Annotated in this window: 20 protein-coding genes, 1 tRNA gene and 1 other RNA gene; 6 read left to right on the top strand and 16 right to left on the bottom strand. The window is 44.0% G+C overall.

Features of this window, described 5'->3' with window-relative positions:
- Positions 1 to 104 precede the first annotated feature (104 nt).
- From ssrS to ybeY, 4 genes are all read left to right on the top strand, one after another.
- A non-coding RNA gene (ssrS, locus tag LU290_RS04075) (6S RNA) lies at positions 105 to 298 on the top strand.
- Positions 299 to 395: 97 nt separating this feature from the next.
- Positions 396 to 471: transfer RNA gene (locus LU290_RS04070), tRNA-Asn, on the top strand.
- A gap of 367 nt (positions 472 to 838) precedes the next feature.
- Positions 839 to 1,909 carry a PhoH family protein gene (locus LU290_RS04065; protein ID WP_277809273.1) on the top strand — a complete coding sequence of 357 codons (1,071 nt, stop codon included), beginning with the start codon at positions 839 to 841 and terminating at the stop codon, positions 1,907 to 1,909.
- A 13-nt stretch (positions 1,910 to 1,922) separates the two neighbouring features.
- Positions 1,923 to 2,468 carry an rRNA maturation RNase YbeY gene (gene ybeY / locus LU290_RS04060; RefSeq protein WP_277809551.1) on the top strand — a complete coding sequence of 182 codons (546 nt, stop codon included), beginning with the start codon at positions 1,923 to 1,925 and terminating at the stop codon, positions 2,466 to 2,468.
- A gap of 160 nt (positions 2,469 to 2,628) precedes the next feature.
- Here ybeY and LU290_RS04055 read toward each other — a convergent pair whose 3' ends face one another.
- The 15 genes from LU290_RS04055 to ppsA form a co-directional block, all read right to left on the bottom strand.
- Entirely contained in the window at positions 2,629 to 3,603 is a 975-nt protein-coding gene (locus LU290_RS04055; RefSeq protein ID WP_277809272.1) for a hypothetical protein, read from the bottom strand.
- A gap of 121 nt (positions 3,604 to 3,724) precedes the next feature.
- The gene (locus LU290_RS04050; RefSeq protein WP_277809271.1) at positions 3,725 to 4,042 is read right to left on the bottom strand and encodes a CDI system immunity component; all 318 of its coding nucleotides are present in this window, start codon (positions 4,040 to 4,042) and stop codon (positions 3,725 to 3,727) included.
- Between the two features lie 132 nt (positions 4,043 to 4,174).
- The gene (locus LU290_RS04045) at positions 4,175 to 5,176 is read right to left on the bottom strand and encodes an IS110 family RNA-guided transposase (protein ID WP_277807698.1); all 1,002 of its coding nucleotides are present in this window, start codon (positions 5,174 to 5,176) and stop codon (positions 4,175 to 4,177) included.
- A gap of 342 nt (positions 5,177 to 5,518) precedes the next feature.
- A complete protein-coding gene (locus LU290_RS04040; protein ID WP_277809270.1) occupies positions 5,519 to 5,878 on the bottom strand; it encodes a DMP12 family DNA mimic protein in 360 nt (119 codons plus the stop codon).
- A 108-nt stretch (positions 5,879 to 5,986) separates the two neighbouring features.
- Positions 5,987 to 6,685 (bottom strand): orotidine-5'-phosphate decarboxylase, encoded by a 699-nt coding sequence (gene pyrF, locus LU290_RS04035; protein WP_277809269.1) that lies wholly within the window; start codon positions 6,683 to 6,685, stop codon positions 5,987 to 5,989.
- A 24-nt stretch (positions 6,686 to 6,709) separates the two neighbouring features.
- Complete coding sequence (locus LU290_RS04030; protein ID WP_277809268.1) at positions 6,710 to 7,090, bottom strand: lipopolysaccharide assembly protein LapA domain-containing protein; 381 nt, start codon at positions 7,088 to 7,090, stop codon at positions 6,710 to 6,712.
- 94 nt (positions 7,091 to 7,184) lie between these two features.
- Complete coding sequence (locus LU290_RS04025; RefSeq protein WP_277809550.1) at positions 7,185 to 7,484, bottom strand: HU family DNA-binding protein; 300 nt, start codon at positions 7,482 to 7,484, stop codon at positions 7,185 to 7,187.
- 312 nt (positions 7,485 to 7,796) lie between these two features.
- Positions 7,797 to 9,470: a 30S ribosomal protein S1 gene (gene rpsA, locus LU290_RS04020; protein WP_277809267.1), complete on the bottom strand. Its 1,674-nt coding sequence runs from the start codon at positions 9,468 to 9,470 to the stop codon at positions 7,797 to 7,799.
- Between the two features lie 136 nt (positions 9,471 to 9,606).
- A complete protein-coding gene (locus tag LU290_RS04015) occupies positions 9,607 to 10,095 on the bottom strand; it encodes a GNAT family N-acetyltransferase (protein ID WP_277809266.1) in 489 nt (162 codons plus the stop codon).
- Positions 10,092 to 10,778, bottom strand: a complete 687-nt coding sequence (gene cmk, locus LU290_RS04010; protein ID WP_277809265.1) for a (d)CMP kinase — start codon at positions 10,776 to 10,778, stop codon at positions 10,092 to 10,094. Before cmk ends, LU290_RS04015 begins: the two co-directional genes overlap by 4 nt.
- A 56-nt stretch (positions 10,779 to 10,834) precedes the next feature.
- The gene (locus tag LU290_RS04005; protein WP_277809264.1) at positions 10,835 to 11,215 is read right to left on the bottom strand and encodes a hypothetical protein; all 381 of its coding nucleotides are present in this window, start codon (positions 11,213 to 11,215) and stop codon (positions 10,835 to 10,837) included.
- Between the two features lie 313 nt (positions 11,216 to 11,528).
- The gene (tadA, locus tag LU290_RS04000) at positions 11,529 to 12,206 is read right to left on the bottom strand and encodes a tRNA adenosine(34) deaminase TadA (RefSeq protein ID WP_441942374.1); all 678 of its coding nucleotides are present in this window, start codon (positions 12,204 to 12,206) and stop codon (positions 11,529 to 11,531) included.
- Between the two features lie 12 nt (positions 12,207 to 12,218).
- Positions 12,219 to 12,935 (bottom strand): uracil-DNA glycosylase, encoded by a 717-nt coding sequence (ung, locus tag LU290_RS03995; protein WP_277809263.1) that lies wholly within the window; start codon positions 12,933 to 12,935, stop codon positions 12,219 to 12,221.
- Between the two features lie 20 nt (positions 12,936 to 12,955).
- The gene (locus LU290_RS03990; RefSeq protein ID WP_277809262.1) at positions 12,956 to 13,864 is read right to left on the bottom strand and encodes an RDD family protein; all 909 of its coding nucleotides are present in this window, start codon (positions 13,862 to 13,864) and stop codon (positions 12,956 to 12,958) included.
- A 169-nt stretch (positions 13,865 to 14,033) separates the two neighbouring features.
- Positions 14,034 to 16,394, bottom strand: coding sequence for a phosphoenolpyruvate synthase (gene ppsA, locus LU290_RS03985; protein WP_277809261.1), 2,361 nt, complete (start codon positions 16,392 to 16,394; stop codon positions 14,034 to 14,036).
- A 318-nt stretch (positions 16,395 to 16,712) separates the two neighbouring features.
- Between ppsA and ppsR the strand changes: the two genes are divergently transcribed.
- Positions 16,713 to 17,591, top strand: coding sequence for a posphoenolpyruvate synthetase regulatory kinase/phosphorylase PpsR (gene ppsR / locus LU290_RS03980; RefSeq protein WP_277809260.1), 879 nt, complete (start codon positions 16,713 to 16,715; stop codon positions 17,589 to 17,591).
- An 86-nt stretch (positions 17,592 to 17,677) separates the two neighbouring features.
- Entirely contained in the window at positions 17,678 to 19,258 is a 1,581-nt protein-coding gene (gene sthA / locus LU290_RS03975) for a Si-specific NAD(P)(+) transhydrogenase (RefSeq protein WP_277809259.1), read from the top strand.
- A 231-nt stretch (positions 19,259 to 19,489) separates the two neighbouring features.
- Here sthA and LU290_RS03970 read toward each other — a convergent pair whose 3' ends face one another.
- A complete protein-coding gene (locus tag LU290_RS03970; protein ID WP_277809258.1) occupies positions 19,490 to 20,539 on the bottom strand; it encodes a mechanosensitive ion channel family protein in 1,050 nt (349 codons plus the stop codon).
- Between the last annotated feature and the right edge of the window lie 10 nt (positions 20,540 to 20,549).

Below are 20,549 nucleotides of genomic sequence, written 5' to 3'. Positions count from 1 at the left end.
GGATTTTTTTTAATAGCGCAATAAAAAATAACTGATAAATCAATCAGTTATCAAAAAAATCTTTGCCAAAAGCCTTGAAATTTTTCCCAAAGATGCTATAATAAGCCCCACTGAAGTGTTCGCCAGCAAAGCGTATTCCTGAGCCGATAATCTTATCTTAGGGGCGCATTCCTACTATTTTGTTGAGCAGGCCTGCATCCTTGTGATGTATCAGGAAGCCGTAATAAATAGTGATGCAGCTCCGCCTTGAACTTCACGGTTCATGGTCACCCCTTTGCAGCGGCACTTTGGTTTTTTTATGTTTTTTAAAAAAGTTAAGATTTTTTTAAAATTTTTATTGACACGCATAAAAAACCTGCTATAATACGCACCATCTTAAGCGACTTGCTAGATATTCCCCAATAGCTCAGTCGGTAGAGCATCGGACTGTTAATCCGTGTGTCCCTGGTTCGAGCCCAGGTTGGGGAGCCATATTCTGCTAGAGATAGCAATAAAAAAAGCCTTTCTATATGAAAGGCTTTTTTGTTTTTGTGATAAACAAAGTCTTGAAAATCGCATAATCAATCCTTATTATAACATCAATCCCAAAATACATCAGATACCTAACGAATTGATAAAGTAAGACTATTAGGTTGAGGGGCTGAGTGTAACCCAATATTTTATTACAAACCTTTGAATTTGTTGGGTTTCGTTTCACTCAAACCAACCTACGACTTCACATGATTTTGTGGTAATTTTACCATTCGTCAGGTATATCATTAAACACCAAAACCATCAAAGTTTTTGGGTTTGCTGAGCAATATTTTTACATTTTATTGATTTTAAAAAGGAAACTTTCTTGAGCATTACTCGTACGCTTACTCTCAATATTGATGCCGCTGCCCTACGCAATTTGGCTGGCGAATACAACAAACACCTAAAATATCTCCAAGAACGCCTAGAAATTCAAATCATTCAACGCCAAAACACCTTTGTTCTCACAGGCGATCTGATCGCTGTGGAGCGTGGCGAATTTATCCTAAATAAACTTGCCGACATTGCTGATGACGACATCGGCAGCGAAGAGCTACATCTCATTATTCAATCCAGCCTAGCTCGTGATGCCGACACGCCAAAAGCGCCGACTGCGCCCTATGCCGACATTTCGCTACGCACTCGCAAAGGCAAAATCACCCCTCGTGGGGCAAATCAGCAGACCTATGTCAAAAAAATTCTCGTCTCTGATGTGTCGTTCGGTGTTGGTCCTGCTGGTACAGGCAAGACTTATCTGGCGGTGGCGTGTGCGGTGGATATGCTCGAGCGTGGCGAGATTGAGCGGATTTTGTTGGTGCGTCCTGCGGTGGAAGCTGGCGAAAAATTGGGATTTTTGCCGGGGGATTTGACCCAAAAAATTGATCCTTATTTGCGTCCGCTTTATGATGCTTTGTACGAAATGCTCGGCTTTGAAAAAGTCGGCAAATTGCTTGAACGCCAAGTGATTGAAGTTGCCCCGCTTGCCTATATGCGTGGGCGGACGCTGAATAACAGCTTTGTGATTCTTGATGAAGCCCAAAACACCACGCCAGAGCAGATGAAAATGTTCCTAACTCGTCTGGGCTTTGGCTCTCGTGCGGTCATCACAGGCGATATGACGCAGGTGGATTTGCCTCGTGGGCATAAATCAGGTCTGGCTCAAGCTCTGCAAATTCTCTCCAAGATTGATGAAATTCACATCACTCGCTTTGATAGCAAAGATGTGGTGCGTCATCATCTGGTACAAAAAATCGTTCAGGCTTATGACGCCTTTGATGACGAGCAAGAAAAACTTGCCGCCGAACGCAAAGCCGCACGCCTAGCTGAGAAAGAAGCCGAAAAACTGGCTCAGCAAGCCAATCATCAGGCAGAAAGTGGAGCGAGCAATGACAACTAAAATCACGCCCAATATGGCAGATGAGCTGTCCTTATCGTTTGCAGATACACTGACAGAAGATAGGCAGAGCGCTTACAATGAACAGCTGATTCGTACCGCCTTTGCCCAGACGATGAGCGTGATGAACCAAAAACACGCACAGGGTTTGGCGCTTGCTTATTTTGATGATGCGGACAGCTACTGGCATAAGCCAAAATCGCTGGACATCTACATCACAGACAGCACCGAAGGCAGGCAGCTTAATTTGGACGCTCGTGGCAAGGACTACGCCACCAATGTGCTGTCCTACCCTGCTGATTTACCGAGCGAGATTGTGCAGATTCTACCGCAGATCAGTCTGGGCGAGCTGATTTTGTGCGATGAAGTGGTGGCAAAAGAAGCTGCCGAACAAGGCAAATCCTTTGAACATCATCTGACGCACTTGATTGTGCATGGCATCTTGCACCTGCTCGGCTTTGACCACGAAATCAGTGATGCCGATGCTGACGAGATGGAAGGTTTTGAGATTGAGATTTTAGCAGCGTTGGGGATTGATAATCCTTATAAAACGGATTTTTAAAATCCACCTTTTGTAGTTTTATGTGTAGCGTAGGCTTTGTTCACCATTTATAGATCATATCAATACCAGTAAATCTAATTGCTGAAACATTTGCTGTAGTTTTACCATTAATATCATGATAATAAGCATCCAAAATAAGATAAATCAAAACACTCTCCTATTAATATAATCTTATAATTAAATTTGGATTTTTAATTTTTAAATCGTGAATGACCGACTTGTCCAATGTTTCATCTACAGCAAGCTCTGCCAAACTTCTAAAATATTTCTTATTACTAAAAATTGACAAGTCCTCCAGTCCTTCAACACCTCCAATGCTGAGAGATTTTATATTTTTGAAGGAATTATTTTTAAGCCATGTATCAAAAAGTTGCTGAATATAACTTTTGTCTATGCGTAGAACTAAATGACCAACTTTATCACAAAAAATGAAATTATGATGATTTTCTATTATACCAAATATTTCTGGTAATTGTATTGGGCAATTTAAGTATGATTTTGTTTTTAATACATCTCCTTGCAAAAATAGGGATTTTATCATACCTGAATCAGGAAAGTAAGAAATACTAATATGCTCATGATAATCCTTATCATCCCAAAGATAATATGAGAAATTATTATTTGAACGATAATAGTAATAGAAAGACTTTGGGAGTTTTGTGTCATGGTTTTGCAATTCAAATTGCTTTAAATCATCCAGCATTGGATTATTGGGATTGTAAGACCAATGAATTTTGCTTTCTGTAATACCATCTTCATTACTATATCCCTCATAAATACATTTCCCATTTCTAAAATTATAAGACATTCCTTGGTAAATGGAATTTTGGTACATCTGCGGAATTGTTCCACAACCATAAATATCTTCTTCTTCATTACTGAATGAAGAGCTGTCAATAGAAATTGGAGATTGCAAGATATCTGTTAATGTTTTTTGGCATGGAGATATATAAGGCTTGGTAACATAACCGTCTTCTACTTCAAACACATCAAGTTGAAAATTATCTTTATCAAAAAATACAATCCCTGTATAAGGTTGATTTTGTAAAAACCAACGATTATCTTGATTTTTCAATAAATGAGATTTTAATCGGAAAACATTCATATTACTCTTCTCTCTTGTATGTTTTGCCATCTTGTTTACTACCTTTAGCCCGTAGGTTGGGTTGAGCTTGCGAAACCCAACAAAATCAATGGTTTACATCTAAAAATGTTGGGTTTTACATGCGTTCAACCCAACCTATCAAGCTATTTACTTACCATTTTCCTTTTTCTATCTTAGTCTCATTTTCAAATAATATCAATATATCATTGCCATAGGCTTCAAAAAACAGATTGGCGATGTCTCGGATATTGCTAGAATAATCTTTGTCATTTAAGGCGATTAAAAATATATTTTTAGGATAAAAATCAAACTCCGCAGTGATTTCTAGGTGTATGTCGCTCACAATTTTTGGACTGTATAATAAAAACCTATTTTCTATAAATAAAATTTCACGCTCAGCAATTTGTTGGTTAATTGCTAAAATTTCATTTATTTCTTTTGAGGTATAACAAAATAAGCTAATCGCCATGACTACTCTCCTTTTTTTTAATAATAAAGATGATGTTAGAATGTTTGTCAATAACAATAACAGCCCGTAGATTAGGTTGAGGCACAAAACCCAACATTTTAGCCCGTAGATACCATCTCTCCCCACCCCTTGTCAAGCCATATTATCTATCCTAACTTGTGGGGTGTAGGGAGTTTGGTGTTTGATCACACCAAAGCAGATTTGCACCAATTTACGCATACAAGCACATAAAGCTTGCATTTTGCATTTGCCATTTTGTTGTAAGCGTTCGTATTGGTCTTTAATGTCTGGATTGTACTTGGTGGCAACGACTGCTGCCATATACAGCTTAGCTCTTAATTGAGCATTGCCTGTTTTGGCAAGTCTTGATCTGCCTTTAAACAATCCTGATTCTTGTTGTTTGGGAATCAACCCTAAAAAAGCAGAGACTTGTTTGGCATTGTTAAATTGTTTGGTATTAAACAAACTAAGCATTTGTCTTGACACCACCTGTCCCACTCCTTTGATGCTTTGTAAGAGTGTTTGCTCTTCTTTAAGTTTGGGGTGGTTGTTGATATGAGTGTCAATGTCATCGTTTAATTTGCTGATTGCCAATTTTAATGCCACAATCATCTCGTCAATGGATTGTTTAACAATGGGGGTTGTGTCTGCCACTTCTGCTTTTTCTTTGCGGTTTTCTTCTCGCTGTAAGTCTTCATTTAGAGCATCAAGACGAGAAAGCAAAGACTTTAAATGACGAGCTTCAATACTTGGGGCAATCCAAGCATCAGGGTGGGTGGCTCTGCCATATCTGGCAAGGACAATACTGTCTTTTTTATCTGTCTTTTGTCTTACGCCTAAACTGTCCGCATAGTGTTTGACAAAGGCAGGATTGATGATAGAGACTTTAAAGCCTAAATCGTGTAAATAATACGCCAAAGGTTCGTGATATACCCCTGTGGCTTCCATAATAAGATGAATGTCGTTAAAGCTGACACTTGCACCAAGATTGGTTTTAAGCCAATGAATGATGTGTTCAAAGTCATCAAAGTGATTATTAAAGACTTTGGTTTTGACTTTCATTGTACTTAACTCTTTAAGCCAAGCCACATCCAGCTTGTGCTTGCTAACATCAATACCAACATAATAAGTCATTGTCATCTAGCCTTGTTCATTCAGCGTCATGATTGAAAATCAATCAAGCGCTTGGATACCATTCAGATTGTACGATGATAAGAAAGCTACTTGGGTTTAATCTACGAGACAGCATCAAAGTACTCAGGTTGGGTAGAAACTACCAAGTAACTTAGGGTGATGGTATAATCTACCATGCCATCACCAAGATAGCTAGTCTTGGTGGTGAGATACAAGGTTGGGTTGAGTGCAACGAAACCCAACAAATTCAATAAGTTACATTTAAAATGTTGGATTTTACATTCGTTCAACCAGCCCACCATGCCGACCCAACCACAAGCTTTGTCGTTACGGCGGTTATAATCACAAATGAAAAACAACGGACTTTTTATTCGTGATTGCATAATTTAATATAAATAATATTTTGCCAATATTTTCATCAACCAACAAATCACTTCTGGAAATTGAATTAATTATATTTTGCATGACATTAAAATCAAAAATCCAATCATCTTCATAAAGCCCAAATAAATGATTTCCTGTTTCATTGGCTATGACTTCCCACAGTCCTTTGGTTTGATAAAGCCAAACATCATTCTCATCTAGGATAAGAACGGTTTTTTCATCCTTATTTTTATAAGCCCAATCTATCATTTCGCAATAATCATCTATTTGCACATCTTTCAACAGACAAAAAACAGGGCATAATTTAACGGCGGTCATTATCCACGATCTCAATGCAAGTTAGATTGGTCAAAACTGCAAAAAAAACCCTGCGAACACTCACAGGGTCTATATTTAACAGCCAAATCCAATAGAGAAAAGCAAAAATCAGATCTGTGATAAGATCAGCTTGAGCTTTTCGTTTGGATTGGCAGCACCTGTGATTGAGCGACCAATCACCAAATAATCCGAGCCATTTACCAAAGCGTCTTTTGGCGTGCAAATCCGCTGCTGGTCATCGCTACTATCGTCCGACAAACGAATGCCTGGTGTTACTAATTTAAAATCCGCACCAAGTTGAGCTTTTAACGCCTGTGCTTCTTGGGCAGAACACACCACACCATCAAGCCCTGCTTCTTTGGTTAAATTTGCCAAATGCAAGACCTGCTCTTTTGCTGTACGCATGATACCAAGCTCACGCAGATTATCATCAGTCATTGAGGTCAGCACTGTGACGGCGATCAACAGCGTATTATGCCCTGCATCCGCCAATCTCTGCTTACACAGACGCATCGCATCAAGCCCGACACTGGCATGAATATTGGTCATCCATACGCCCATATCGGCAGCTGACAAGACCGCTTGGGCGGTGGTATTGGGAATGTCATGGAATTTTAAATCCAAAAACACTTCAAAACCACGCTGATGAAACTCCGAAACAACCTGTGTACCACAAGCGGTAAACAGCTCCTTGCCTACTTTTAAACGACACAGGTTTGGGTCTAGCATATCCGCCAAAGCCAATGCGTCATTGAGATTGTGCTTATCGACAGCGACGATGATTGGGGATTTCATCACTTTCTCCAAGATTCTTGCAAATGGTTTACTGGCTTATAGATTGGTGTGTGGGTTGTTGGTGTGATGAGTGCCACTGGCAACCTCTTCTACCACCACCGTTTGCACAGGGCGTGACTCAGCTTGTTGTGCAAGCTTGATGTTTGCCTCAGTCAGCTGCGACTGAGTCAGTTTAAGCTCTTTGTTAAGGCGGTGAATTTCCCATTTATTTTGAAAAACTCGGAACAATAGCAAAGACAGCAAAATGCCAATCAATACGCCAAGCACAATGGTCGCTACCAACAGCTGACCCAAAGGCATTGGAATCAATGTACCAAACAGCAAATTCACATCATTAACCACGCCGTTATTCAAAAAAACTAACGCAGTGGAATAAGCAAACGCCAAAACCAATAAAACAATCAATACAATATGCATGGTTTACTCTTTCTTAATGACAATTTTAATAAAATGCTAAAACGGCCGATAAACACCAAAAGCTCAATCAACGCTTAGAATCAGACCATCGGTCTTAATCATTGATGGCGTTCACTGCCTCTCTTAATGCTTTGCCAGGCTTAAAATGCGGCACTGCCTTTGCCTTAACGGCGACGGTCTCGCCCGTGCGTGGATTTCTGGCGTTTCTCGCCTCACGGTGATGTAGGCAAAAACTACCAAAACCACGCACCTCCACACGCCCATCATGCGACAGGCAGTCCACCATAAGCCCAATGATCTCACGCACCGCCTCATCTACCACCGGCTCTTCAATGCCGTCACACGACGATGCTAAATTTGAAATAAGGTCAGATTTGTTCATCACTTGCTGTATCTGCTGCATACATCCCACCCTAAGTCCATAAGCGGACAAAAATCACGACTGGATTTTTGGATTTTAATTGGTTCGTTTAACAAAAACACAATCTTTTTGTAAGATTTTCGTTAAGTGTAATGATAACGGAAAAATCAGCAAATGTGAATGAATTTTTTGTTAATTTTCATCAATTTAGCGGATATTTTACCATAATTTACAAAACTTGTTCTAATTGATGCACAAAACTTACAAAAGTATCAAAAACCCATCCATTGATTCAATAAAAAAGAGCGGTAAATCACCGCCCTTTTTTTTTGCATTTTGCTTGGATTAGCCTTTTAGCTGATCAGCAAAAATGTCGCCTAGAGTCTTAGGCTGATTTTCAGCTGCCGCATTTGACAGCTCTTTGATCGCTTGACGCTCATCAGCTTCGTCTTTAGCTTTTACAGACAAAGTGATGCCACGAGATTTACGATCTACACGAACGATTTTCGCTTCTACTTCATCGCCTACGCTTAGAACTTTAGAAGCATCTTCGGTACGCTCACGAGCGATGTCAGCAGCAGCTAGGTAGCCTTCTACTTCGTCAGCCAAAGTGATTACCGCACCTTTTGCATCTACTTCTTTTACTGAGCCTTTAACGATTGCACCACGGTCGTTAGCCAGTAGGTACTCGTTGAATGGATCAGAGTTAAGTTGTTTGATACCTAGGCTGATACGGTTTGCTTCTGCATCTACTTGTAGTACAACAGCTTCTACGGTATCGCCTTTGGTGTAGCTACGGATGGCTTCTTCACCAGACTCAGTCCAAGAGATGTCTGACAGATGCACCAGACCATCGATACCACCTTCTAGACCGATGAACAGACCAAAGTCAGTGATTGACTTGATGGTACCAGAGATTTTATCGCCTTTAGCGTGGTTTTTGTCAAACTCAGCCCATGGGTTTGGCATGGTTTGCTTGATACCTAGGCTGATACGACGACGCTCACCGTCAATCTCAAGAACCATCACATCTACTTCGTCGCCCACTTGAACAACTTTAGATGGGTGGATGTTCTTATTGGTGTGGTCCATTTCAGACACATGCACCAGACCTTCAATGCCTTCTGCGATTTCAGCAAAGCAGCCGTAGTCAGTTAGGTTGGTAACACGAGCTTTGGTGATTGTGCCAACTGGGTAAGTTTTCTCAACTTCGCCCCATGGATCAGAACCAAGCTGTTTTAGACCTAGAGAAACACGGTTACGCTCACGGTCAAACTTCAATACTTTCACTTTAAGGTCTTGACCGACTTCTACCGCTTCTGATGGGTGCTTGATACGCTTCCAAGCCATGTCAGTGATGTGCAATAGACCATCGATACCGCCCAGATCAACGAACGCACCGTAGTCAGTTAGGTTCTTAACGATACCATTAACTTCCATGCCTTCTTCTAGCTTGGCAAGTAGCTCATCACGCTCAGCTGAGTTTTCAGCTTCCATAACAGCACGACGAGAAACAACGATGTTATTGCGTTGCTTGTCAATCTTAATGACTTTAAATTCTAGCTCTTTGCCTTCTAGGTGAGTAGTTTCACGCACTGGACGAACATCTACCAATGAACCTGGTAGGAACGCACGCACAGAACCGATCTCAACAGTAAAGCCGCCTTTAACTTTAGAAGAGATAAGACCAGTAACGATTTCGTCATTTTCATGAAGCTGTTCAAGCGCACGCCAGCTTTCTTCACGCTTCGCTTTTTCACGAGAAAGAACAGTTTCGCCCATGCCGTTGTCGACTTTCTCAACAACTACGTCTACTTTGTCGCCGATAGCAACTTCAAGCTCGCCAGCTTCGTTCAAGAACTCTGAACGCGCGATGAAGCCTTCTGACTTAAGACCAGTATCAACAGTGATACGCTCATTGTCGATGGCAACAACAGTACCAGAAATAACGGCACCGATTTCAACTTTGATTTCGTTGGCGTTGCTTTGTTCAAACAGTTCAGCAAATGATAAACTCATTAGTAATACCTTAAAATTAGCCGTAGCCTGTCCAGCACAGTACGGTTCAAGTGATGTGTGCCATTGAGAGATGCTGGTTTTGACTCAAATGGCAGCACAAAAATATGATAAACCCGACAATTATATCAGATAATTATTAAAATAGATAGCGATTTATTTTAAGACAATATACCCATTGCTCGCCTTTTTGACCCATAACGGTTCGTGCTTGCCTTATAAAACCTACCTTTTCATAAAGTCTTTGGGCGGACACATTGGCGTGATTTACCCCAAGCACAACCTCATGACAAAGGGGAATGTGCGTTTTACAAAATTCTTGTAAGCATTTGAAATTTAGTGCATTTTTGGCGTAGCCTTTACCTTGAAAAGCAGGATTCATAGACATGGAGCGAAGCAGGACGGCATTGGGGTTGTCGGTGTAGCGGTATTTGTCCTGCCCAAAATCCAGCACAAAAAATCCCATTGCCCGACATAACTCATCGTCCAAAATCACCACCTTATAAGCATCCTCACACTCATCATCAAACCAGTCTTTTGGCAAGGCAGTAAACTGCATTTGTTCATCACTTAACGCATAAGACAGCTCATCTTGGTGCATGGTGCTAAGTGGGGTAAGCGTTATCATAGCCTACCCTGTGCAAATGCCAAAATCTCATCAAACACCACATCTGCCGATTTGTCCGAACTGTCAATCACAAGAGCGTCTGCAGCAGGGCGACTTGGGGCAACACTGCGATTTTCGTCTCGCTTGTCTCGCTCGATAATGTCCGCCAAAATCGCTTCATAATCCGCCACTTTGCCCGCTGTTTGTAATTGCAACACCCGTCTGTCGGCACGAGCTTTGGCACTTGCGGTCAAAAATACCTTAACAGGGGCATCGGGGAAAATCACCGTCCCCATGTCTCGACCGTCCGCCACCAAGCCTTTTTTGCCGTGGGCGATGTTTCTTTGCAAATCCAATAAAGCCGTTCTCACCTTTGGAAATACCGCCACTTTGGACGCATAGCCACCCACCGTCTCATTACGAATGTCATCAGTCAAAGGCTTGTCATCAATCAAAATTTCCACCGTTTTTGTAGCAGTGTTAGGACGAAAAGACAGATTGAGCGACGCTGTCAGATTCGCAAGCTCATTTTCATCAGCCCTGCCTGCGTCCAAAAGCCCCTGCTTGAACGCCATCAAACCCACAATGCGATACAACGCACCGCTATCAAGCAGTTCAAAGCCAAAATGCTCGGCCAAACGATACGCCACCGTGCCTTTGCCTGCACCGCTTGGGCCGTCTATGGTAATAATGGGGTGTGTCATGTGTCTTACTCGTGATTGTTTGAGCTATTTTAGCACAAATCAGGGGAAAATAATTGTTAATGATTACCATCTGCCCATTTTTGCAAAATTTTGACAATTGCCGCTTTGTTTTTGGCGGATTTGATAAAGGTGGGTAATTTTGCGATCATGGTCATTTTGACGCCAACTCCTGCCCGCTCACGCAAATCCGCCGACACAAATGCCAATATTTCTTGGGCGTGGGCTTGATTGTACGCCCAAAATAAATTGCCTTTGATGTTGGTTTGATAATACAATGGCAACCCAAACACATCATCGCATTTTAAGCGATTGGGTTTGGTGAGCTTTTTATGATAAGGTTGATATTTTGGTGCAGTTTCCAATTGATGATGACAATGTTCGCATTTTATTTTTACAAGGCTTGGCACTTGTTTTAAGTCATCTTGAAAATAAGTCATTTTATTACCACAATTTGGACAATTTAAAGAAACTTCTATTTGATAATAAATAATACTCTCTAATTTTTTGGAAAAATCGCAATGATGACAACGCACTTCTATTAAGTCGTCATCATGCCTCCAATAATAACGCCCATAATAAACAATGGCTTCTTTTTGGCATTTTGGGCAACTAACGCTAATATGGGTTGCTTTTTGCCAATCCCATAAATCTTGATAGCGTGTCGGTGCTGTGCGTTTATTCATTATTTTTAAAAGTTAATGTAAAGTGTTATGCTGCTAGATTAAAATTAAGCGATAGATGACATGCACCTTAGGATAAATTTTTATCTTTTTTTGCCAATCGCCTACTTTTAAAAAACCCCTGCAATATCGCCTTTGACTGCTCGGCAAATAACCCACCTTCAATGGTGAGATAATGGTTAAAATAGCGTTTTTCGGCAAAGTTTTCTTGACTGATAACAACCCCCGACTTTGGCTCGCTTGCTCCAAATATCACACGGCTAATCCGTGAATGGACAATCGCCCCTAAACACATAGTACACGGTTCAAGCGTTACATACAAAGTCGCCCCCATCAGTCGATAATTATCCAAATTTTCACACGCCTGACGAATGGCAACCATTTCGGCATGGGCGGTGCTGTCTTTTTGGCTAATGGGGCAATTCAAGCCTTGTCCAATGATTTGCCCATCAAGGACAATCACCGCCCCCACAGGCACTTCACCAAGCTCGCCTGCCTGCCTTGCCAAATCCAACGCTATCGCCATAAACCTACGATCCTGCTCATCAAAGCCATCATCCGCCTTGATGGTCATTCGGCTTTTGTGCTTTAAAAAATTGTTTTTTTGGGAAGATTGCACCATCAAAGGTGGCTCAACCTTTGATAGCACAGACGGCTTGGTATTTTGCACAGGCGACAACGACTGCCTTGGCGGATATTCAAGGATTTCGCCATGCGTTTGATTTGGACAGCCACACAATTCACACATCAGATGACACCATTACTGTGGCAAAGCCCAATCAATCGGCGTTTTGCCAAATTTCATCAAATAAGCGTTCGTCTGTGAAAACGGACGACTACCAAAAAATCCGCCACGATTTGCCGACAATGGCGATGGGTGGTTGGCGGTCAAAATCAGATGGCGACTGATATCAATGAACCGCCCTTTTTTCTTGGCATAACTGCCCCACAGAATAAAAACCGTCCGTTCGGTTTGTTTATTGATGACATCAATCACCGCATCGGTAAACTCTTCCCAGCCACGATTTTGATGACTGCCTGCCTGCCCATTTTCTACGGTCAAAGTCGCATTCAGCAGTAGCACGCCTTGGTTTGCCCAATGCGTCAAATCCCCGTGAGCCGACACAGGAATGCCCAAGTCCGCCGCCAGCTCTTTTAAGATGTTTTGTAGGCTTGGCGGTTTAGGGATGATTTTTGGCACGCTAAATGACAAGCCCATCGCCTGACCTGCCCCATGATAGGGGTCTTGACCCAAAATCACTACCTTAACTTTGGATAATGGCGTGGTATTCAACGCATTAAAAATCTTATCCTTGGGTGGATAAATCGTCTTGCCTTGTGCGTACTCTTGGCGTAAAAATTCACGCAGTGATGTCATCGTATCGCTTAATAGCATGGGGGTAAGTGCCATTTTCCAATCGTCAGGCAGCTGCGCTTTTTGTAGCACAGCAAGCTGTTCTTGTGTCAAATTAGGCATCAAATTTTCCATCATAAGACCTATTTTAACTTGATTTTTTTAAGCTGGCTTGGCTGTGCTTTGACCACCACCGTCTTGGCAAGGCGATCATGCCAGCCTTGTTTTTTTGGATTGGTGGTCGCCATAAAATAATGCACCCCCACCAACAAAAAAGCAATATTAAACGGCATGGCAGACGCCAACCAATAAATCACAAGCAGCAAAATCGTCCGCACACCAAGCAAACGACCAACTGGCGGCACCTTTCCTGTCGTCTCATCTACCGCACGAATACCAGTAACGAGCTTACCAAAAGACTGCCCACGCATGATGATCAAAAGCAGCTGAATAAGCACAAAGCCGCCCAACAGCATCAAGGTCATCGTCGTCACTTGGCTTGGTAGCTGCTCCGCCAGTGTCTGTGCGTACGCCATGCGAGCTTCAAAAGTGCCTGTGGTCATTTTTTGTTGGTCGGGATTGAGTTTCATCAGCCCCGAAACAAAAGGCATGAACGCCACAATGAACAAAGTCATGTTAATCGCCAACGCCAAAAAACGACTGCCCACAGACGCATACACCAACTCATCTGATGATGTCGGTTGGCTTGCTTGCACGGTGGGCGCCTTTGCGTCAGTCTGGCTAGGCTTACGACCATACAAATCAGCGACGCTAACTCGCTGACTTTTTTCTGATTTTAATTCAACATTATCACCAAAGCCCTGCTGAGCTTGGGTGATCTGGGTGGCTGTTGGCTCAGAGACGCTAGGGATATGAGTCGGCTGATACACCAGCTGACCGCCCGTCACCTCGCCAATCTTTTGCCAATTTGCCATGCCAGAGTGCCACATCAGATCGTCAAGGACGACACTGCCTGTGGTCAGCATGACATTAAGCTCATCTAGCGTGTAAGGTCCTGCCTGAACATTATTTCTTGCTAAGTAAATTTTCATAAAAATTAAGTCAAATCGTTGGTCAAATTGAGCTATTGTAACCAAAAGACTTTAACAATACAAGGCGGATTTGTCAGCCCACCGTCCAAATCATCACAAAAAAATAAGGCAATCATCAGATCGCCTTATTATTAAAGATTATCATCAAAGATGATTATCAAAGATTCAATCACTCATCTGCCAAGAACAGCCAAGTATCCAGCACGGTGTCTGGGTTTAGTGATACCGATGAAATGCCCTGCTCCATCAGCCATTTGGCAAGGTCTGGGTGGTCGGATGGTCCTTGACCACAAATGCCGACATATTTGCCTTGCTTGCGACAGGCTTCAATCGCCATGCTAAGCAGTTTTTTGACCGCAGGGTCTCGCTCATCAAACAAGTGCGAGACGATGCCACTATCACGGTCCAGACCAAGCGTTAACTGGGTTAGGTCGTTTGAGCCGATGGAGAAACCATCAAAGTATTGCAAAAATTCATCAGCAAGCAAGGCATTGGTTGGCAGCTCGCACATCATGATGATTTCCAGACCATTTTGACCACGCTTTAAGCCATTTTTTTCAAGTAATTCAATCACTTGTGCTGCCTCGCCTGTGGTACGCACAAACGGAATCATGATTTTGACATTGGTTAGCCCCATGTCATCACGCACATATTTTAATGCACGGCATTCAAGCTCAAAGCAATCACGGAAATTATCCGACACATAACGACTCGCCCCACGGAAACCAAGCATTGGGTTTTCTTCGTGCGGCTCGTACAATTTACCGCCGATAAGGTTGGCGTATTCGTTGGATTTAAAATCACTCATACGCACGATGACAGGCTTATCTTTAAAGGCGACGGCAAGTGTGGAGATGCCTTCGATGAGCTTATTGATATAAAATTCTACTGGCGAATTATAGCCTGAGATACGCTCAAGAACCTGCAAGCGGGTCTCTTGTGGCAGGCTATCCACATTAAGCAACGCCTTAGGATGCACGCCAATCATGCGGTTGATGATGAACTCTAAGCGAGCCAAGCCCACGCCTTCATTTGGAATTTGGGCAAAGTCAAAGGCACGGTCAGGGTTGCCGACATTCATCATCACTTTAAAGGCAAGCTCTGGCATGGTGCTGATGGAATTTTTTTGCACTTCAAAGCCAAGCACGCCATCATAAATAAAGCCTGTATCACCTTCTGCACAAGATACGGTGACTTCTTGACCGTCTGTGAGTAGCTCGGTGGCATTACCACAGCCGACAATCGCAGGCACACCAAGCTCACGAGCGATAATCGCCGCATGGCAAGTACGACCGCCACGGTTTGTGATGATGGCAGACGCTCGTTTCATCACAGGTTCCCAGTCTGGGTCGGTCATGTCAGACACCAGCACATCGCCTTCTTCGACTTTGCTCATCTCGGCAAGTGAAGTGACGATGCGCACTTTGCCTGCGCCCACACGCTGACCGATAGAACGACCTTCGCACAGCACTTTTGCACCCTTAGAATTGATGACATAGCGCTCCATACTGGTCTTATCTTGGCGAGATTTGACCGTCTCTGGACGAGCTTGCACGATGAACAGCTCGCCTGTGTCGCCGTCTTTCGCCCACTCGATGTCCATCGGGCAGCCATAGTGTTTTTCAATAATCAAGGCTTGTTTAGCAAGGCGAGTCAGCTCGTCTGTCGTCAAGGCAAATTGATTGCGGTCGGCTTTGTCCACATCGACAATCTTAGTTGAGCGTTTGGTTGAGCCTTCATCGCCATAGACCATCTTGATGTGTTTTGAGCCTAGATTACGGCGGACCACCGCAGGGCGATTTTCTGCAAGGAGCTTCTTGGATAAATAAAACTCGTCAGGATTCACCGCCCCTTGTACGACCATCTCGCCCAAGCCATAGCTTGCGGTGATGAACACCACATCATTAAAGCCGCTTTCGGTATCCAGCGTAAACATCACGCCAGATGTGCCAGTCTCAGAGCGCACCATGCGCTGAACACCCGCCGAGAGTGCCACCCCTGCGTGTTCAAAGCCTTTATGCACACGATAAGCAATCGCACGGTCATTATAAAGTGAAGCGAATACCTCTTTGATGGCAATCAGCACATTGTCAATGCCACGAATGTTCAAGAAAGTCTCTTGCTGACCTGCAAATGACGCATCTGGCAAATCCTCTGCCGTTGCCGATGAACGCACCGCCACAGCGACATCTTGACCGCCTGTCAAGTCATTAAAGGCATCACGGATTTCATTTTCCAAATCTTTTGGCAATTCTTGAGCGATGACCCAGCCACGCACTTTGGCGCCGACTTCGGCGAGCTTTTCAACATCATCAACATCCAAGCCTTTAAGCTCGGCGTTGATTTTGTCCAAAAGACCTGTTTCATTCAAAAAGCGGTTGAACGCATCGGCAGTGGTCGCAAAGCCATTCGGCACGGACACACCCACATTTGCCAGATTGCTGATCATCTCGCCCAGCGAAGCGTTTTTACCGCCAACCAGCTCGACATCTTCTTTGCCAAGTTTATTAAATGCGATGACTTGCGTCATAAAACCATCCCCAAATTGACTAAAATTTCGTTAAATTATAGCGACAAATTTGCCAATACTCAATGTTATTTTTTATAAAAATATGTTATATTTATTAAATAAATAAAAATCCTTGCCTCACCCGTCTTTTTTTATAGCGCCTATTCGCCAAACGCTTGTAAAAAGCCACCTATTAAAAAACCACTTGGACACAATTAAGCCAAATCCAAAGCAAATGTCGTGAAGTTTGATAAATATCGCTCAAAATTAGGCGTTTTTATGCTATACTTACCAAGATTTATTCAAATTTGGTGCATCAACAAGGACAAGGAACAAGCCATGTATGTTCACACCCCCACGCCAAGCCAAGAACCCCAAAACGACACTGCCGAAAAACCAACACTGCGCAGTGCGTTTTTCATCTCTGATGGTACGGCGATCACCGCTGAGACTTTGGGTCGCTCGCTGCTAAGCCAATTTGGCAATGTGAAATTTGACATCAAAATCATCCCCTATGTGGATACCACTGAGCTTGCGCATCAGGCAGTGTCTCGCATCAATGAAGCGCATCGCCTATCAGGACTTAAGCCACTGGTATTTGATACCATCGTCAGCGATGAGATTCGTACGATCATCAACGGCGCCGACGCCACCAACCTAGACATCTATGAAGGTCTGATCCATCGCATCGCCAACGAAATCAACGAGATTCCCGATCCGCACGCAGGCATGGCGCACGGCGATGTCGATTCTGAGGACTATAAAGCACGCATTGATGCAGTGCATTATGCGCTTGACAATGACGACGGCGCACGCACCAACCACTACGACGGCGCCGACATCATCTTGGTAGGTCTGTCTCGCTCAGGCAAAACGCCGACTTCGTTGTATCTTGCCTTGCAATTTGGCATTCGTGCTGCCAACTATCCTTTGACCGAAGACGACTTGGATACGAGCAATCTCCCCAAAGTCTTACAGCCTTATCGCCACAAATTATTTGGTCTAACCATCGACACCGAGCGCTTGGTACGCATTCGCCAAGAACGAAAAGCAGGCAGTCGCTATGCGTCGCTTGCCCAGTGCCAAGAAGAACAGCGAGCCATTCAAGCCATCTACACCGCCCAAAAGATCCCAAATCTGAATGTGTCTGAGATGAGCGTTGAAGAAATTGCCACACGCATCTTACAGGTTACAGGGCTTGCCAGACGCATTGGCTGAGCGTGGGGTTTTAAGGCGCTGATTTGGTAAATTTTAACCAACCACACTTTTATTTATTTATTTAAATTTAAAACTAAGGCAAATACATGAGTAAAAAAACCCCTATGCCACAGCCAGAAGTCATCGGCACAGATCAAGACGATGACCTAGACATTCTAAGCGAGATTCCTGAGCAGCTGTACGAGCAGGCAGACACCGACCTCATTCATCAGGCGCTCATCAGCCCACTGGACGGTCAGCGCATCGAGCTTCAAGAAGCGCCCACCAAAGAACGCCGCAAACACGGCTATGAGTATGACGCCATCGTGCTGGGTGCAGGTCCTGCTGGCGAAGCGGCGGCGATGAAACTTGCCAAATCAGGCTTGAAAGTCGCTGTCATCGACCCACGAGATCAAGTCGGTGGCAACTGCGCTCATGTCGGCACCATCCCAAGTAAGGCGCTGCGTCAGTCTGTGTTTAACATCATCGGCATGCGCCGTGACCCGATGTTCAGCTCTTTTACTGACAATTTTCAAGTACCGCTCAACAAAGTATTAAGCAAAGCACGCCGAGTCATTCTAAGCCAAGTCAATACGCATCGCCTATTTTATGAGCGCAATCGCATTGAAGTCATTCAAGGCTGGGGCAGCTTTTTGGACTCGCACACACTACAAGTTGAATCCTCCGAAGACGGCATCAAAAAAACCCTCACCTTTGATCAGGCGGTCATCGCTGTCGGTTCACGCCCTTATCGCCCTGATATTTTGGACTTTGACCACCCTCGTGTCTTTGACTCGGACAAGATTTTGCAGATGGATTATGTCGCCCGCAAAATCATCATCTACGGCGCTGGCGTGATTGGCTGTGAGTATGCCTCGATTTTTACAGGTCTTGGCTATGTCGTTGATTTGATTAACAATAAAGACCAGCTGCTTAGCTATCTGGACGATGAAATCTCGGACGCATTGTCTCATGACTTCCGTCAATTTGGCGTGCGCATTCGCAACAACGAAGAGATTGACCACCTAGAAACACACGATGACTGCGTGGTCTTACACCTAAAAAGCGGTAAGAAAATCAAATCCGATGCCATTCTTTGGTGTAATGGGCGCTCGGGCAACACCGACAGCTTAAATCTAGAAGCAGTCGGTCTAAAAGCCAACAGTCGTGGTCAGCTGGAAGTTGATAAAACCTACCGCACTAGCGCACCAAACATCTACGCTGTGGGCGATGTCATCGGCTGGCCATCGCTTGCCTCTGCCGCTTACGACCAAGGGCGTAATGCCGCAGGCTTTATGGTGGGCGATAAGCAGGCTGAGTTCATCGACAGCGTACCGACTGGAATCTATACCATTCCTGAGATTTCAAGCATCGGTGCCACCGAGGAAGACCTGACACGGGATAAGATTCCTTATGAAGTCGGGCAGGCGTTCTTTAAGCATCTGGCTCGTGCGCAAATCATCGGTGAACGCTCTGGCGTCTTAAAAATCCTATTCCACCGTGAAACCTTAGAAATCCTAGGCATTCACTGCTACGGCAATCACGCCTCAGAGATCATTCACATCGGGCAAGCTGTGATGAAATGCGGTCATACGCTAGAATATTTCATCACCACCACCTTCAACTATCCGACGATGGCAGAAGCCTACCGTGTGGCAGCACTCAACGGCTTGAACCGTATTTTCTAATCCATCCATAAAAAAAAGACCTCAATTCATTTTGAGGTCCTTTTTTATGTTTATAGCTACTAAATAGTAAAATTACCATAAAAAGGTTTGATTTCGTAGCTTGGGCTGATTTCAAAAACTAAAAAAAAATCAATAAGTTAATCAAAAAATATTGGGTTATGCTTGGCTTTGCCAACCTAAAAAGCTGTATTGTTTTATTGGTTCGGTGAGTACAGCACCATCAGACAAGCGTTATTTTGGCAAATGCGTCCAGTCGCTGCGCTGCTCTTTTAACAGCCGATTGAGCTCATCGAGTGCATCTAGGTGCAGCGTACGGTTTGGAAATGGAATGTCCACGCCATGCTCATCAAAGGCGTACTTGATGCGTTCAAGCAGATCGCACTGCACACTGAACCAGTCGTCATTTTCCGTCCAGACATACAAAGTCAAATCCACCGAGCTTTCCGACAAAGCCGTCACCCGCACCACAGGCTCAGGCTCCGCCAAAATCAGCTCATGCGCATCAGCGATCATCAGCATCAATTCACGCGCTTTTTTGATGTCGTTATGATAGCCAATACCCACCACCACATCGACACGGCGAGTCGGTAGCGAGGTGAAATTGGTGCTGGAGCTGGTCATGATGTCGCCATTTGGAATGATGATTTCGTGGTTGGCGGCAGTCTTGATGCGTGTATTGACAAGTGTGATGTCAAGCACCGTACCCATCTGACCGCCAATCTCAACATAATCACCTCGACCAAAGGGACGAAAAATCACAATCATCACGCCCGCTGCCAGATTGGAAAGCTGATCTTTTAGCGCCATACCGATCGCCACCGCCGCCGCACCCAGTACCGCAACGAAAGAGTTGGTATTAACACCCAGCTTATTCAATGCCGCCAAAGTGACAGTCACCAGCATCAGACCGTACAAAAGATTGTTTAGGAAATTTAGTACGGTCCGATCCAGATTCGTTCTTTCAAGCACACGGTTAATGACTGCCAATATGCGCTTACCCACCCATTTGCCCACAAAAAATATGAGCAGTGCCAAGATGAGATTCACCATCAGCGTGACGCTATTTTGAATCAGACTTGCGATGTCAATCGGCACACCCAAAAATTCAAGCGCATGATTGGTGCCACTTTCTAGCCCATCGACGGTCGCATTCGTCACCTCTTTGGCGACTTCTTTCGTGGATTCCGCCACCTGTCGCACTTCTTCGGCAGCCCTACGTACCTCTTCGGCAGCATTTGCCACCGCCTCGCCGCCTGCTGGCCTGGTTACTTGCTCTGTCATGTCAATCGTT

This window comes from Moraxella nasibovis (assembly GCF_029581575.1).
GTDB classification, from domain to species: domain Bacteria; phylum Pseudomonadota; class Gammaproteobacteria; order Pseudomonadales; family Moraxellaceae; genus Moraxella; species Moraxella nasibovis.
This window is presented reverse-complemented; position numbering and strand designations above follow the sequence as displayed.

What these genes read in the sequence shown, in the direction of transcription:
- ybeY (WP_277809551.1), top strand. Translation starts at nt 1,923, where the DNA reads ATGGCAGATGAGCTGTCCTTATCGTTTGCAGATACACTGACAGAAGAT.
- LU290_RS04055 (WP_277809272.1), bottom strand. Translation starts at nt 3,603, where the DNA reads ATGGCAAAACATACAAGAGAGAAGAGTAATATGAATGTTTTCCGATTA.
- LU290_RS04050 (WP_277809271.1), bottom strand. Translation starts at nt 4,042, where the DNA reads ATGGCGATTAGCTTATTTTGTTATACCTCAAAAGAAATAAATGAAATT.
- LU290_RS04045 (WP_277807698.1), bottom strand. Translation starts at nt 5,176, where the DNA reads ATGACTTATTATGTTGGTATTGATGTTAGCAAGCACAAGCTGGATGTG.
- LU290_RS04040 (WP_277809270.1), bottom strand. Translation starts at nt 5,878, where the DNA reads ATGACCGCCGTTAAATTATGCCCTGTTTTTTGTCTGTTGAAAGATGTG.
- LU290_RS04030 (WP_277809268.1), bottom strand. Translation starts at nt 7,090, where the DNA reads ATGCATATTGTATTGATTGTTTTATTGGTTTTGGCGTTTGCTTATTCC.
- rpsA (WP_277809267.1), bottom strand. Translation starts at nt 9,470, where the DNA reads ATGAGTTTATCATTTGCTGAACTGTTTGAACAAAGCAACGCCAACGAA.
- LU290_RS04015 (WP_277809266.1), bottom strand. Translation starts at nt 10,095, where the DNA reads ATGATAACGCTTACCCCACTTAGCACCATGCACCAAGATGAGCTGTCT.
- cmk (WP_277809265.1), bottom strand. Translation starts at nt 10,778, where the DNA reads ATGACACACCCCATTATTACCATAGACGGCCCAAGCGGTGCAGGCAAA.
- LU290_RS04005 (WP_277809264.1), bottom strand. Translation starts at nt 11,215, where the DNA reads ATGACTTATTTTCAAGATGACTTAAAACAAGTGCCAAGCCTTGTAAAA.
- tadA (WP_441942374.1), bottom strand. Translation starts at nt 12,206, where the DNA reads ATGTGTGAATTGTGTGGCTGTCCAAATCAAACGCATGGCGAAATCCTT.
- ung (WP_277809263.1), bottom strand. Translation starts at nt 12,935, where the DNA reads ATGCCTAATTTGACACAAGAACAGCTTGCTGTGCTACAAAAAGCGCAG.
- LU290_RS03990 (WP_277809262.1), bottom strand. Translation starts at nt 13,864, where the DNA reads ATGAAAATTTACTTAGCAAGAAATAATGTTCAGGCAGGACCTTACACG.
- ppsA (WP_277809261.1), bottom strand. Translation starts at nt 16,394, where the DNA reads ATGACGCAAGTCATCGCATTTAATAAACTTGGCAAAGAAGATGTCGAG.
- ppsR (WP_277809260.1), top strand. Translation starts at nt 16,713, where the DNA reads ATGTATGTTCACACCCCCACGCCAAGCCAAGAACCCCAAAACGACACT.
- sthA (WP_277809259.1), top strand. Translation starts at nt 17,678, where the DNA reads ATGAGTAAAAAAACCCCTATGCCACAGCCAGAAGTCATCGGCACAGAT.
- LU290_RS03970 (WP_277809258.1), bottom strand. Translation starts at nt 20,539, where the DNA reads ATGACAGAGCAAGTAACCAGGCCAGCAGGCGGCGAGGCGGTGGCAAAT.